This window comes from Mesorhizobium sp. WSM4871 (genome assembly GCF_055811295.1).
The window spans coordinates 251302-264515 of record NZ_JBVVPU010000001.1; the positions used below are offsets into that span (position 1 = coordinate 251302).

Annotated in this window: 13 protein-coding genes and 1 pseudogene; 11 read left to right on the forward strand and 3 right to left on the reverse strand. The window is 60.2% G+C overall.

The window, feature by feature from the left end:
* The first annotated feature begins 6 nt into the window (after nt 1-6).
* The 10 genes and pseudogenes from AC0L2H_RS01345 to AC0L2H_RS01390 all read left to right on the forward strand — a co-directional run bounded on the left by AC0L2H_RS01345 (nt 7) and on the right by AC0L2H_RS01390 (nt 8056).
* Nucleotides 7-1107 (forward strand): CgeB family protein, encoded by a 1101-nt coding sequence (locus AC0L2H_RS01345; protein WP_473588501.1) that lies wholly within the window; start codon nt 7-9, stop codon nt 1105-1107.
* Entirely contained in the window at nt 1107-1910 is an 804-nt protein-coding gene (locus AC0L2H_RS01350; RefSeq protein WP_473588502.1) for a nucleotidyltransferase family protein, read from the forward strand. Before AC0L2H_RS01345 ends, AC0L2H_RS01350 begins: the two co-directional genes overlap by 1 nt.
* Nucleotides 1911-1912: 2 nt before the next feature.
* Nucleotides 1913-2674, forward strand: coding sequence for a TIGR04290 family methyltransferase (locus tag AC0L2H_RS01355; RefSeq protein WP_473588503.1), 762 nt, complete (start codon nt 1913-1915; stop codon nt 2672-2674).
* A complete protein-coding gene (locus AC0L2H_RS01360) occupies nt 2667-3599 on the forward strand; it encodes a glycoside hydrolase 5 family protein (protein ID WP_473588504.1) in 933 nt (310 codons plus the stop codon). The genes AC0L2H_RS01355 and AC0L2H_RS01360 overlap by 8 nt, the downstream gene beginning before the upstream one ends.
* A gap of 7 nt (nt 3600-3606) precedes the next feature.
* Entirely contained in the window at nt 3607-4452 is an 846-nt protein-coding gene (locus AC0L2H_RS01365; protein WP_473588505.1) for a PIG-L deacetylase family protein, read from the forward strand.
* Nucleotides 4449-5513 (forward strand): glycosyltransferase family 4 protein, encoded by a 1065-nt coding sequence (locus AC0L2H_RS01370; RefSeq protein WP_473588506.1) that lies wholly within the window; start codon nt 4449-4451, stop codon nt 5511-5513. The genes AC0L2H_RS01365 and AC0L2H_RS01370 overlap by 4 nt, the downstream gene beginning before the upstream one ends.
* A 7-nt stretch (nt 5514-5520) precedes the next feature.
* Nucleotides 5521-6501 (forward strand): GNAT family N-acetyltransferase, encoded by a 981-nt coding sequence (locus tag AC0L2H_RS01375; RefSeq protein ID WP_473588507.1) that lies wholly within the window; start codon nt 5521-5523, stop codon nt 6499-6501.
* A 316-nt stretch (nt 6502-6817) separates the two neighbouring features.
* Nucleotides 6818-7273 (forward strand): annotated as a pseudogene (locus AC0L2H_RS01380) (class I SAM-dependent methyltransferase); the annotation flags it as partial.
* 225 nt (nt 7274-7498) lie between these two features.
* The gene (locus tag AC0L2H_RS01385; RefSeq protein WP_473588868.1) at nt 7499-7717 is read left to right on the forward strand and encodes a hypothetical protein; all 219 of its coding nucleotides are present in this window, start codon (nt 7499-7501) and stop codon (nt 7715-7717) included.
* Between the two features lie 162 nt (nt 7718-7879).
* Nucleotides 7880-8056, forward strand: a complete 177-nt coding sequence (locus AC0L2H_RS01390; RefSeq protein WP_473588508.1) for a hypothetical protein — start codon at nt 7880-7882, stop codon at nt 8054-8056.
* Here AC0L2H_RS01390 and AC0L2H_RS01395 read toward each other — a convergent pair whose 3' ends face one another.
* Nucleotides 8057-8620 carry a sigma-70 family RNA polymerase sigma factor gene (locus tag AC0L2H_RS01395; RefSeq protein WP_473588509.1) on the reverse strand — a complete coding sequence of 188 codons (564 nt, stop codon included), beginning with the start codon at nt 8618-8620 and terminating at the stop codon, nt 8057-8059.
* A 279-nt stretch (nt 8621-8899) separates the two neighbouring features.
* On the opposite strand from AC0L2H_RS01395, the gene katE reads away from it, so the two are divergent.
* Entirely contained in the window at nt 8900-11011 is a 2112-nt protein-coding gene (katE, locus tag AC0L2H_RS01400; protein ID WP_473588510.1) for a catalase, read from the forward strand.
* Nucleotides 11012-11051: 40 nt separating this feature from the next.
* Here the strand turns inward: katE and AC0L2H_RS01405 are convergent, their stop codons facing one another.
* Both AC0L2H_RS01405 and AC0L2H_RS01410 read right to left on the reverse strand, forming a co-directional pair.
* Complete coding sequence (locus AC0L2H_RS01405; protein ID WP_473588511.1) at nt 11052-11546, reverse strand: hypothetical protein; 495 nt, start codon at nt 11544-11546, stop codon at nt 11052-11054.
* Nucleotides 11547-11634: 88 nt separating this feature from the next.
* Nucleotides 11635-12930 carry an Nramp family divalent metal transporter gene (locus AC0L2H_RS01410; RefSeq protein ID WP_473588512.1) on the reverse strand — a complete coding sequence of 432 codons (1296 nt, stop codon included), beginning with the start codon at nt 12928-12930 and terminating at the stop codon, nt 11635-11637.
* Nucleotides 12931-13214: the final 284 nt, after the last annotated feature.

Genomic DNA, 13214 nt, shown 5'->3' on the forward strand with positions numbered 1-13214 from the left:
TGCCAAATGCAGATGGCCATTTTCGGTCTTACCGTCACGTCCTCATGGGGTAATGGTCACGCCACTTTATGGAGAGGGCTGATCCGAGCTCTCGCCCGGCGTGGCTGGTCCATTACCTTCTTCGAACACAACACCTCCTACTATGCCGGAGCGCGCGACCTCGATCAGCTGCAAGGCGGCAACGTCGTGCTCTACCCCGACTGGGAGGATATTCGCCGCGTCGCGGAGCGAACCATCAAGCAATCGGACGTCGTCATCGTCACCTCTTACTGCCCCGATGCCGTGGACGCGTCTCGCCTGGCGCAGCAGGCAGGCTGCGGACTGCGTGTCTTCTACGACCTCGATACTCCGGTCACGCTCGCCCGCATCGAACACGGCGAGCGGCCACCCTATTTCGGACCTGAGGGTCTTGCCGATTTCGACCTCGTCCTAAGTTATACGGGCGGCTCGGCGATCGACGCGCTGAAGACGGTTTTAGGCGCGCGCCACGTGGTGCCACTCTATGGACATGTCGATCCCGACCAACACCGGCCGGCAGAACCGAGAGCCGAATTCGCCGGCGATCTGTCCTATCTCGGAACCTACGCGCCGGATCGCCAGGCAGCCATCGAAAAGCTGCTGGTCCACGCGGCCGCGCGTTTACCTGATCACCGCTTCATCATCGGCGGCGCACAATATCCGCAGGAATTCCCGTGGGGCGACAACATCTTCTTCGTCAGACACCTTCCGCCGGCCGATCATCCGGCGTTTTTCTCATCCTCTCGCCTGACACTGAATGTCACCCGCGAGGCGATGGCGCAAAAAGGCTGGTGCCCTTCGGGCCGCCTGTTCGAAGCGGCGGCGTGCGGCGTGCCGATCATCACCGACACCTGGCTGGGGCTAGACAGCTTCTTCGAACCCGGCAGCGAGATCCTGCTTGCGCACGACACCGATGACGTGGTCGCGGCGCTCGCCCTGCCGAAAGGAGAACTCGATGCCATCAGGACCCGTGCGCGTGAACGGGTTCTGGACGAACACACCTCGGCACGGCGCGCGGCGGACCTGGAACTTATTCTGAACGATGCGTTGCAAAGGCCGATCGGCGAACCGATGAAGGAAGCAGTCTGATGTTGGGCATTGTGCCCGCTGCCGGACGTGGCAGCCGCATTCAGCCGCTCGGCTTCTCGAAAGAGCTGCTGCCGGTCGGCAGCCGGATCGATGGACAAACCGAGCGTCCCTGTGCGGTCAGCGAGTATCTGGTTCGGCGGATGGTGAACGCCGGCGTCGACAAGATCTGCTTCATCATCGGATCGGGCAAATCCGACATTCTCGAATACTACGCCGCCGGCTACGGCATAGCGACTTCCCTGTTCGTGGTGCAACCCACCCCGGTCGGTCTCTGCGACGCGATATTCCGGGCGGCGCCGCTCGTCGCGCCGGACGAGACCGTTTTGATCGGCCTGCCCGACACGATCTGGTTTCCCGAAGACGGCTTTTGCCGCCTGCCGGAAGATCGGCTGGCCTTTCTACTGTTCCCGGTGGATCGCCCGGAATTCTTCGACGCCGTCGTTCTCGACCATGAGGACCGGGTAAAGGAGATCCAGGTCAAGCACGAGTATCCCAGTACAAACTGGATCTGGGGCGCGTTCAAGATGCCGGGCCGAATCCTGCACCAGCTTGCGGCACTCTGGCGTGAACGGGACCGCCGCGACGAATATATCGGCACGCTGGTCAACGCCTATCTGGCAACCGGTGGTGAAGCCTGTGGCGTCAAGGCTGGAGCCTCCTATGTCGATGTCGGCACGCTCAACGGCTACCGCGCGGCTCTTCGGCTGCTCGCGGACGGCGCTCCATCCGAACAAGGCCAGCCCACCATGATCATGCGTGGAGTGCACTCGCGTGTGCCTCTCGTTCCGGGCGAAGGAGCCTGACCATGCTGCATTCCCATGCCGAAATCCGCCGCCGCATCGACGCCCTCGGCCCATGGTTCCACAATATGGAACTGGCCGGCGTCGAGACCGCTCCCGACCACTTTCTCGGCAATTACCCGCTGATCAAATGGCGCAAATTCGCCGATGCCATTCCCGCCGACCTGTCCGGCAAGACCGTGCTGGATATTGGCTGCAATGCCGGCTTTTATTCGATCGAGATGAAACGGCGAGGCGCCGCCCGTGTGCTCGGGATCGATTTCGATGACGCTTATCTGGCGCAGGCCCGCTTCGCCGCCGAGGTCGCGGATTGCGAGATCGAATTCCAGAAGCTTTCGGTATACGACGTCGGAGCCCTGTGCGAGACATTCGATGTCGTGCTGTTCATGGGAGTGCTCTACCACTTGCGCCATCCCTTGCTCGCGCTTGACCTGATCCGCGAGCATGTCGCTGCCGACCTGATGATCTTCCAGTCCATGCAGCGCGGCAGCGCGGATTTGCCTGAGCTGGAAGAGAACTATCATTTCTGGGCGCATGATCTGTTCGACCGGGCGGAATTTCCGAAGCTGCATTTCATCGAACACCGCTATGCCGACGATCCGACCAACTGGTGGATTCCCAACCGCGCCTGCACCGAAGCGATGCTGCGCAGCGCCGGTTTCGAGATCATCCTGCACCCCGAGCAAGAGGTCTATTTCTGCCGCGCTGCCGGCGATCCGACCGGCGGCGGCGCGATTTACCCATCGAAAGGACAGCTCCATGATTGAAGCCGCGATGATCTGGAACGAGCCCAACAACAAATCGCATTGGGACCCTGAGCTCGATCCCGATTGGAGCCGCTTTGCCAGGATGGCAATTCTGTCGGCTGACGCGATTGCGTCCGAAAACCCGCTATTGACAAAAGTTCTTGGCGGCATCTCGCCGATCGATCCTGACTTCATCGCGCTCCTGAAGGGCTTCGGCGTGCTGGACCATGTCGACGCCCTCGCAATACATGGCTTTCCTCTCGACTGGAACCTTTGGAAGATCCAGGAATGGCCGCAGAAGATCGGTGAGATCGCGACCGTTACCGATCTTCCCATCTGGGTCAGCGAAGTCGGCGTGTCGACTTTCGGCGCCGATGAAATCCAGGTCTGGGGACTCCGGCGCACCGCCGAATTGCTGCTTGGCAACGCACCACGCATCCACTGGTACAGCCTCTATGATCTTCCGCGTGAATGGGGAGCAACGACGCGCCATCGCGAAGCGGAGGGCTCCTCCTATTACCGTCATTTCCACATGGGGCTGCTGCGCCAGGACGGCACGCCAAAACCGGCGCTGGAGGAATTCCTGCGCTACACACCCGAAATGGGACTGGTGCAGTGGTTTCATTTCGAAGACCCGCGGCTGGACGATGCCGTTGCCTGGATGAAGCGGCTCGGTGTCACCAAAATGCGCACCGGCCTTTCCTGGGCCGACAGTTTCAGACCGAATGCGTTGGCCTGGTTTGACCGACAGATGGAAGCACTCGCCGATTTCGACGTGACCGTCACCTTCTGCTTCACGCCGGAGCATCGCGGAATGATGCCCCACCACACCAGCCCGCCGCTGGTGCCCGAGGAATTCGCCGAATTCTGTGCAGCCATGATCCGCCGCTACGCGTCCGGCATGACGTCCGCCTTGCTCCCCACGCAGCGGCCCACGGCTGCGTGAGGCACCCATGTTGCCCATGCATCAGTCACCGGAAACGCTGAGCGAATTCGCGGCGCTGTTGACGGGCGGAGACCGCGCGCATGGCTCTGCCGCCATGGTCGTCGTGGCGCATCCGGATGACGAGACGATCGGGATCGGCGGACATCTTGCGGGACTGCCGGGGTGCCGCATCGTCCATGTCACCGACGGCGCCCCACGCGACCTTGCCGATGCGCAAGCTCATGGCTTCGAGACATGGCAGGTCTATGCCGATGCCCGCCGCGCGGAACTGATGGACGCCTTGGCCACCGCCGGCCTGTCGCCAGCGGGCCTGACCGCTCTCGGCTACCCCGACAAGGAAGCCACGGCAAATCTCGTTGCGCTAGCGCAGGAGCTTGCCTGCCTGATGTCCGATCCGGACGTGCGGTTCGTCTGCACACATCCCTTCGAAGGCGGCCATCCCGACCACGATGCGACAGCTTTCGCAGTCCACGCGGCCTGCCACCTGCTGCGCCGCGACCGGCGGCCTGTGCCGACCATCGTCGAAATGGCATTCTATTCGGCGGGTCCGGACGGTGCGGTATTTCAGGATTTCGCTGGCGGCGCCGGAAGCGATTGCATAGAGGTCTGCCTGACCGAAGCGGCCTTTCGGCAAAAGCAGCGCATGCTTGCCAGCCATCTGACGCAGCAGCGAACGCTGGCGCCGTTTTCGACACGTACCGAACGTTTCCGGCTGGCGCCGGTGTATGATTTCCTGAAGCTGCCCAACAACGGCAGACTCTACTACGAATCGCTGCCCCTGGGTTTCGAGCCCGGCACCTGGTTGCGCGCAGCCGCCCTTGCTCATGAAGCTCTGCGCCTCGACCGGCCATGACACTCACCGTCCTCAATGTCGCCTATCCTCTGGCGCCCGTAGGACCGGATGCGGTCGGAGGTGCCGAACAGGTTCTGTCGATGCTCGATAGGGAACTGGTTCGCGCGGGACATCGATCTATCGTCGTTGGCTGCCGGGGCTCCAGCGTAAGCGGCACGCTTGTGGAAATACCGGCAGAAGACGGCGCCCTCGACGAGGCGGCAAAGAGCCGCGCGCAGCAGGCTCATCGCAAAGCGATCGCCGCCGCCCGTGCCCGATGGCCGATCGACGTGGTTCATCTGCATGGCATTGATTTCGATGCTTATCTGCCTGACGACGGCCCGACCTTGGTGACCCTCCACCTGCCTTTAGATTGGTATCCGACCGAGGCACTGCGTCCGACGCGCAACGATCTGTGGCTTCATACGGTCTCGGCCGCCCAGCAGAAAACCGCGCCACCGGGCGCCAGACTGCAGGCGCCGATTCCGAACGGCGTTGACATAGAAGCACTGAACCTGCTGCAGCCGAAGCGCGACTTTGCACTGGTTCTCAGCCGGGTCTGCCCGGAAAAGGGCATTCACCTGGCGGTGGATGCGGCCAAACAAGTGGGTGTGCCATTGGTCATCGGCGGCAAGGTTTATCCCTACGAAGCGCACATGCAGTACTTTCGCGACGAGGTCGAACCCCGTCTCGATGGCCGCCGCCGCTTCCTGGGTCCGCTCGGATTTACCGCCAAGCGGCGCTTCCTCAACGCAGCCCGCTGTCTTATCGTTCCGAGTCTTGCCGCCGAGACCAGTTCGCTTGTCGCCATGGAGGCCCTCGCCTGCGGCACGCCCGTAGTCGCTTTTCCGAACGGTGCGCTTCCGGATGTGATCGAGCACGGCAGGACCGGCTTTCTCGTCAACAATGTCGACGAAATGGCGCAAGCCATCCTTGCCGCGTCCGATCTGGCCGGCGAGACATGCAGGGCCGAAGCGCGACGGCGGTATTCGCTGGAACGGATGATCTCGTCATACATGGACGCCTATCAGGCGTTGGCACAACTTGGCGCCGATCGCCTGCGCTTCGCTGCGACACCGTGAGCAACCTGTGCTGCGCAGCGAGATCATCGTCGACCCGTCGCAATTCGATGCCTTGACGCCGCATTGGTGGAAATTGTGGGAGCAGAGTTCCTCGGCGACGCCGTTTCAATCTCCCGCCTGGCTGGTGCCATGGTGGCGCACATTTGCTCCCGGTGATCTGGCAACGGTCGCGGTCTGGCGCGGCGGCGATCTGGTCGGGCTGGCGCCGTTCTATCTTGAGCATGGAATGGCCGGCCCGAAGCTGCTTCCGGTCGGCATCTCGCTCAGCGATTATCTCGACATCCTTTGTGTCCCCGACATCAAAGCCGCCGTCGTCGCCATTATTGCCGAAACGATCCTATCGGTCGGCTGGTCGCAATGGATCTTGTCGGATTTGCCGGAAGACAGTGACGGTCTTGCGATCACGCATCCGGCTCTGAAGGCCGATCGGCCAGCCGCCCATGCCGCTTGCCCCGTGCTCGCCATCGCCGGCGACGAAACGCTTGCAGGTTGTGTTCCTGCCCGACGCAGACGCCAGTTGCGCCGGGCGCGCCAAGCTGCGTCCAGACGCGGCCGGATTGCGTTGTCGTCGGCGCAAGGTGATTCCCAGATCTTCCTCGATCGACTGATCCGCCTGCACAATGCACGCTGGGCCGAATATGGAGGTGGTGTGTTGGCCGACGCCACCGTAGAGCAATTCCACAGGCTCTCACTTCCCTTGCTCGATGCTCGCGGTTTGGTCCGATGCTGGCAGTTGGCGATCGACGGCAGGACTGTCGGCGCCTATTACGGATTTCACCATCGCGGCAGCGCCTATGCCTATCTCGGCGGCTTCGACCCTGCCTATGCCGAGGAGAGTCCAGGCGCGATCCTGATTGGCCACGCGATCGCGGAGTCGATCCGCGAAGGTGCGCACGAGTTCGATTTTCTGCGCGGCCAAGAGGCCTACAAATATAGCTGGGGCGCCGTCGACAGGTGGACAATGCGCAGGATGTGGACGCGGAGTTGATGCCATGAGTGCAACAAACTCGCAATCCGCCCGCCGCCAAGCGGTCAGATTGGCACTCGAAGATTGTATGGCAGACGGTGTTTGCGCAGAAGCTGTCTTCGCCAGACTGGCGCTTCATCCGCAGGCGGGAATCGGAGCGGCGGAATTGGTGGAGATCGTGCTGGATGTCGAAGCATCAGACTTTCAAGCCTCGGAAAGACTGAAACAGGTAGCCGGGCTGCTTCGCCGCAAACCAGGCGCCTTCGCCACGTTGCGCGCGACGGGCGGCGCCGTTCGGCATGAACGCGATGAGGATGAGACGGATGCCGCTGTCGTCATGCGGCTGGCCTCGAGCTTCGACGCTGCGGCAGCGATCTCGGGGGTCGCAAGTGTCCAACTCTCATCCCTCGGTGATGAGGAAAGGTTGTCAGCCACGACAGACGAAATTGTTGCATGGTTAAAGGCGCAGGAGTTCACCGGAGTCGAACGAGACATTTTGGATATCGGCTGCGGCATCGGGCGTTTCGAACGCGCGCTGTCCAAATCCTTCAATCGGATGGTCGGCATCGACATATCCTCGCGGATGATCTCCATCGCCTCTGAGCAATGCGCTGCGCTTGGCAATGTCGAGCTGCGGCAAACCTCCGGTCTCGACTTGACCGAATTCGACGATGCCACCTTCGATTGCGTACTGGCGGTCGACAGCTTTCCATATCTGGTGTTGGCTGGCATGGCTGAGCGGCATGTCGATGAAATTGCCCGCGTTCTGAAACCCCAGGGCTGGTTTGCATTGCTGAACTATTCATATCGCGGATCGCTTTCTCTGGACCGCGTCGATATTGGTCGTCTGGCGCAGACTCACCAATTGCGGGTCGTCATCGATGGCGACAAGCCGTTTCGGTCATGGGATGGCGACGCCTTCCTGCTTGCTCGACGCGACGGAACATTACCGCGCCATGCCAGTTCGGATGTCGAACCAGGGGCACCGAAGAGTGTCCTCAATGCGAAGGAGGATATCATGGCATCAGGCAGCAAGAAACATTTCGGTAGCGGCAGCCAGGGCAAGGGTACCGGCACCGGCGCGATGACCAATCTGGCTAAGGACAAGATCGAAGAAAACGCGGTTCTGTCCAATCGGGACAAGAAGCAGCACAGCGAAAAACGCGGGCTGGACGGCAATCGAATCAAGTCCGATCAATATCAGGATCATGCCGCAAACCGGTTGCCGAAGGAGTGAACGCCATGACGCCGCATCCTTGGCCTGTGGCGATAGAAAAGTAGGGAAATAAACCTGTGCAAGGGCCGCCGGCGGCCGTGTCGGCAGATAACCCTACCTTGCAATGTCGAACACATATCACCACACTGGGATCAAGGTACTGCTATCAATCAAGAGAATATGATGTCTCGTTCGAGCGATGATGCCATGGATCCGCGTGCTGGCATGGCGGTGGACCAGGAGATTGCTTCCCTCCTGGCCGCCATAGAGCAGGAAAAGGTTCCAGACCGCCTGACCAGGCTGGCGATCGAATTGCAAAACGCGCTGGCCGAGAAACGTCGGCGCGATGTGAAGAACTGACTATCTGCGGCTGTCGATCTCCATATCGAGTTGACCGTCCGATAGATGATTTCGTCTTTCTATCAATGTCTGCAGCGAGCTCTCTCCAAGAAACTCAAGGATGTTGGCGCGGGCACGGTTCAGCCGGCTTTTGACCGTTCCTACCGCACAGCCGCATATCTCGGCGGTTTCCTCGTAGCTCACTCCCAGAACGCCGATCAGCATCATGACCTCGCGCTGGTGTTCGGGTAGCTTTTGAATGGCGGCATGAACTTCCTTGCTCTGAATGGTCCATTCCTGGGTGGCTTCCGAAATCGGTCTCGAGGACGCACAGTCGAGCAGGCCTGGCGCTTCCCGGGCAGCGATCTTGACCCGGGTGTAGTAAGTGTTGCGCATGATGGTGAAGAGCCACGACTTCATGCGTGTACCGGGTTCGAACCTGTCGATGTTGGCGAGACCCTTGGTTAGCGTCTCCTGCACCAGATCGTCGGCATCGTCGGGAACGCGGCAGAAGGTACGCGCGAATGCTCGAAGCGCAGGTATCAGATCAACGATGGAAACTTCATCGGTTTCCTGGTCGGCCAAAACGTAGCCTCCGGATGACAATGGTCCAGCTCCCAAAGAAGAATGTTGAACGTAACCCCTGCTAAATGCATGGAAGTTGGGTTCGTTCCTCGTGTTGGAGCAACTCTTCAGAAATTCTGCCGGCGGGATATCTGACAGTGATCGGTGCGTACTATCGCATTGGTTGCGCCTCCTTCGACACCGTCTGTCTGCCGCGCCAGCTCTTTACGGGAACAAAGCCGCGCACCGGCAGTTTGAGGCCCAAGTGCTTCAACTTTCCGCATCGATCGAGGACCCGTCATGGCCAAAACCGCCCGTCGTTCAGCTCGCCAATCGGCAAATGGACCAGATCAAAATACCGTGCGCGGAAATGGCGGCGAATTACACCAGATCGCGGGAGGCGACACGCCCACTCTCACCACGGCGCTCGGAACGCCCGTCTCCGATGACCAGAACACACTGCGAATCGGCGAACGCGGCCCCTCGCTGATCGAGGACTTCCACTTCCGGGAGAAGATTTTCCACTTCGATCACGAACGCATCCCGGAAAGGGTCGTTCATGCCCGCGGCTACGGCGCGCATGGCTACTTCGAGACCTATGAGTCTTTAGCCAAGTACACACGTGCCGACATCTTCCAGCGGGCCGGCGAAAAGACGCCGGCCTTCGTGCGGTTTTCGACAGTTGCCGGCAACAAGGGCTCGTTCGACCTGGCCCGCGACGTGCGTGGCTTTGCCGTCAAACTCTACACCAAGGAAGGCAATTGGGATCTGGTCGGCAACAACATTCCGGTCTTCTTCATTCAGGACGCCATCAAGTTTCCCGATCTGATCCATGCCGCCAAACAGGAGCCGGACCGCGCTTTCCCGCAGGCCCAGACCGCGCACGACAATTTCTGGGACTTCATCAGCCTGATGCCGGAATCGATGCACATGGTGATGTGGATCATGTCGGATCGCGCAATCCCGCGCTCCTTCCGCTTCATGCAGGGTTTTGGCGTGCACACATTCCGCCTCGTCAACGCGAAAGACGAATCCACCTTCGTCAAGTTCATCTGGAAGCCGAAGCTCGGCATGCAATCGGTGGTCTGGAACGAGGCGGTCAAGATCAACGGCGCCGATCCCGATTTCCATCGTCGCGATCTGTGGGACGCTATCCAGTCCGGCAATTTCCCGGAATGGGAGTTGACGGTGCAACTGTTCGATCAGGCATTTGCCGACAGCTTCGACTTCGACATACTGGACGCAACAAAGATCATTCCTGAAGAGATACTCGAACCAATTCCGGTCGGGCGGCTGGTGCTCGACCGCATGCCGGATAACTTCTTCGCCGAGACCGAGCAGGTTGCCTTCATGACGCAGAATGTGCCGCCCGGAATCGACTTCTCCAACGATCCGCTCCTGCAGGGCCGCAACTTCTCCTATCTCGACACCCAATTGAAAAGGCTGGGCAGCCCGAACTTTACCCATATCCCGATCAACGCGCCGAAGTGCCCGTTTGCCCATTTTCAGCAGGACGGGCACATGGCCATGCGCAACCCGATCGGCCGCGCCAATTACGAACCGAATTCATGGGGACTGGGACCGCGCGAGGATCCGCAGCGCGGCTTCCGCTCTTTCGCCGATGCCGAGGAAGGGCAGAAAGTACGCCTGCGGGCGGAGAGCTTCGCCGATCACTACAGCCAGGCGCGACAGTTCTTCAACAGCCAGACGCCGCCTGAGCAGCGTCACATCGCCATGGCGCTGACGTTCGAATTGAGCAAGGTTCAGGCATCGGCAATCCGGGAACGCATGGTTTCGCACTTGCTGAATATTGATGAGACCTTGGCTGCCACCGTTGCCGACAAGCTGGGCATTCGTGAAATGCCGCAGCCCGCCGAAGCCGCCGTGCCGGTGCGCGACGACTTGCCGCCGTCGCCGGCGCTCAGCATCATCGAAAACGGGCCCGACAGTTTCAAAGGCCGCAAAGTCGGCGTCTTGCTCAGCGGCGGGGTCGATACAGCACTGTTCGAAGAACTCCGCTCCGCCATCGAAACGGAAGGCGCGACAATGGAGGTGGTTGCGCCCAAGGTGGGCGGCGTCGAGGCGGCCGACGGCACCTACATCGAGGCCAGACATATGATCGACGGCGGGCCATCCGTCTTGTTCGACGCGGTGGTGCTGCTCCTCTCGGAGGCGGGCGCCGAACTACTGGTCAAGGAGGCCGCCGCGAAGGACTTCGTCTCCGATGCCTTTGCACATTGCAAATTCATCGGCTTTGCGCCGGGAGCCGAGCCGCTCCTGACCAAGGCGGGCGTCGCTGCCGATGCCGATGAGGGGCTGATAAGGCTGGATTCCGCAGCTTCGGTAAAGACGTTTGTGCAGGCGTGCCGCAAACTGCGGCTCTGGGCGCGGGAGGCCGCGGTCAAGCTTTGAAGGGACAGCGTCAACTGTTCCGCCGGTGGATATCGCGGATTTATGATCCGCTGCTTTCCTCAGCCGCCCGTTGCCGCTGCCTTTTCAGAACCTCGTCGGTGCCAACCAGCTTCTTTGCTCCCCCTGAAATCGTGGTGGAAACCACCGCAGGCGGGTCGCTTGCCGGAAAGGAATCCTCCAACCCTGACTGTAGCTGATCCTCGAGCGTCTGTGGTTCCTCCGAACGGCCGGATGTTCTGCGAGTTTCCATCTTCTCCAATGACTGTTTCTTTTTTGGGGACTCATTGGCTTCCCGGATCAAGGCGTAAAGCTGCTCGATCGCAAATTCCTTCATGGTGTCGAAATCGGCCCGATCATCCTTCACAGCCTCGATCTGATCGACCATGGCTTTCTCGAACCTATCGAGGCTTTCACCTCCACCGGCCTGGCAAAGACGCAGCAATGCCTCGTGCAGCATCATCGGGACGAAATGGGCCGAAGCGTCAAGCCTGAGTTGCTGCAGACGATCCGGGGTGGCGGCCTGGAACTTTGACATGGACCGTGTCCTTTCTTTCACAAGCATCTCAACGAAAATTGACCGCTGATGTTCCACCGCCCCTGAGCGTCCTTGATGCCGCCGCCAACTATAGGAACCAGGTTGCCACCAGTCCCGCCGACGCCGCAAGGATCGCCAGGGTCGTGACGCCACCCAGGATGTTCGTGCTTCTGCTGTTGACCTTGTCACCCATGATTTGGCGGTTGTTGGTCATGATAAGGATGAGAAGCAGGAGAGGAGGCGTTGAAAATCCTTGCACGATACCGGACCAGACCAAGGCTTTCATCGGATTGAAGCCGAAGAAATTGAGACCGACCGCGATCAGGGTTATGATTGCTATCACGATGTAGAATTTTGGGGCCTGCCGAGGTTTGGCGTTCAAGCTATTCTTCCATCCCATCGCTTGAGCGAAATCGAAAGCGGCGCCAGCCGTCATGACCGGCACCGCCAGAAAGCCGACGCCAATCACGCCTGCCGCAAAGAGAATTCCAGCCGCGTCGCCGGCAAGCGGCCGCAGCGCTTCGGCCGCCTGGGCCGCGGTTTCGATCTGCGTTTGCCCCGACTGGTAGAGCGTTGACCCCGTCGAAAGGATGATGAAATACATGACCAGATTGGAGAAGATCATGCCGATCAGGATATCGCGTCGAGATCGGCGCAGTTCGCTCTCGGTCGCTCCCTTGCGCTCTTCAACGCTCGTTCTGCCCTTGGCGATCTCCTCCTCGACCTCCTGATTGGACTGCCACGTGTAGAGATATGCGGAGAGCGTCGTCCCGATGATGGCGACAAGGATGGAGAGGTATTCGCGGCTGAACTCTATCGTTGGCAACAGCGTGCCAAGCAGGACCGAGGCCACATCCGGTTTGGCAAGCACGGCTGAGACCACATAGGCAAGCAGTGTCAGCGCCAGCCAGCGGAACACGTTGCGGATCAATTTGTAGGAGCCGAACACCTGCAGCGAGAAAATGACAACCGCAACGGCAATGACGATCAGCGGAGCAGGCAGAGGAACGAATAGGACAATGACCGCAGCCATGGCGCCAAGGTCGGCGGCTGCCTCGATCGTGTTGCCAATCAGTACGCCCGCCAGAACGGACCATAGGAGCCAACGCGGATAAAAATCGGAAATGACCTTGAAAAGCCCACGGCCCGAAACCTGGCCAAGTTTGGATGAAAGGTAGACGACGAGATACATCATCGGCAGCGTGACGGGTGCCATCCACAGCAGGTCGGGCCCAAACCGGGCTCCCGCACTTGCATAGGTGCCAATGGCCGAACAGTCGTCGTCGGCCGCGCCGGTGATCAGTCCGAGTCCGAGAGCCCGGGCGACGCCATCTTTTTTTCGCTCGCTTTCCCTTTGACCGACATTGTCAGGCTTTCCATTCATTGGAAGCGTGTTCTTAACGAGGCCACACAAGAAGTCATGGCAAACATCCCACCCGAAATGGCTTGTGAAGCTGCGCTGCTCGAACCTTTGGTCAGGCCTTTTGTTCCTGGAGAGGGCGCGGGGTGCCGAGAGCGCTTCACCCGGTAGGGTTCTTTCGGCAGGGTCGAAAACCCCGGCGCTGGCGCGCTGACCTGGCGCTACGGCGATACATGCCGAGCTAATTGGATACGTTCTGTGAGTTCACGCTCCAGAAACATGTCACGATTTCTTGTGACGAAGGAACC

Bases quoted from the DNA above. Each gene is read 5' to 3' on its own strand.
- AC0L2H_RS01345 (WP_473588501.1), top strand. From the start codon at position 7: ATGCAGATGGCCATTTTCGGTCTTACCGTCACGTCCTCATGGGGTAAT.
- AC0L2H_RS01350 (WP_473588502.1), top strand. From the start codon at position 1,107: ATGTTGGGCATTGTGCCCGCTGCCGGACGTGGCAGCCGCATTCAGCCG.
- AC0L2H_RS01355 (WP_473588503.1), top strand. From the start codon at position 1,913: ATGCTGCATTCCCATGCCGAAATCCGCCGCCGCATCGACGCCCTCGGC.
- AC0L2H_RS01360 (WP_473588504.1), top strand. From the start codon at position 2,667: ATGATTGAAGCCGCGATGATCTGGAACGAGCCCAACAACAAATCGCAT.
- AC0L2H_RS01365 (WP_473588505.1), top strand. From the start codon at position 3,607: ATGTTGCCCATGCATCAGTCACCGGAAACGCTGAGCGAATTCGCGGCG.
- AC0L2H_RS01370 (WP_473588506.1), top strand. From the start codon at position 4,449: ATGACACTCACCGTCCTCAATGTCGCCTATCCTCTGGCGCCCGTAGGA.
- AC0L2H_RS01385 (WP_473588868.1), top strand. From the start codon at position 7,499: ATGGCATCAGGCAGCAAGAAACATTTCGGTAGCGGCAGCCAGGGCAAG.
- AC0L2H_RS01390 (WP_473588508.1), top strand. From the start codon at position 7,880: ATGTCTCGTTCGAGCGATGATGCCATGGATCCGCGTGCTGGCATGGCG.
- katE (WP_473588510.1), top strand. From the start codon at position 8,900: ATGGCCAAAACCGCCCGTCGTTCAGCTCGCCAATCGGCAAATGGACCA.
- AC0L2H_RS01405 (WP_473588511.1), bottom strand. From the start codon at position 11,546: ATGTCAAAGTTCCAGGCCGCCACCCCGGATCGTCTGCAGCAACTCAGG.
- AC0L2H_RS01410 (WP_473588512.1), bottom strand. From the start codon at position 12,930: ATGAATGGAAAGCCTGACAATGTCGGTCAAAGGGAAAGCGAGCGAAAA.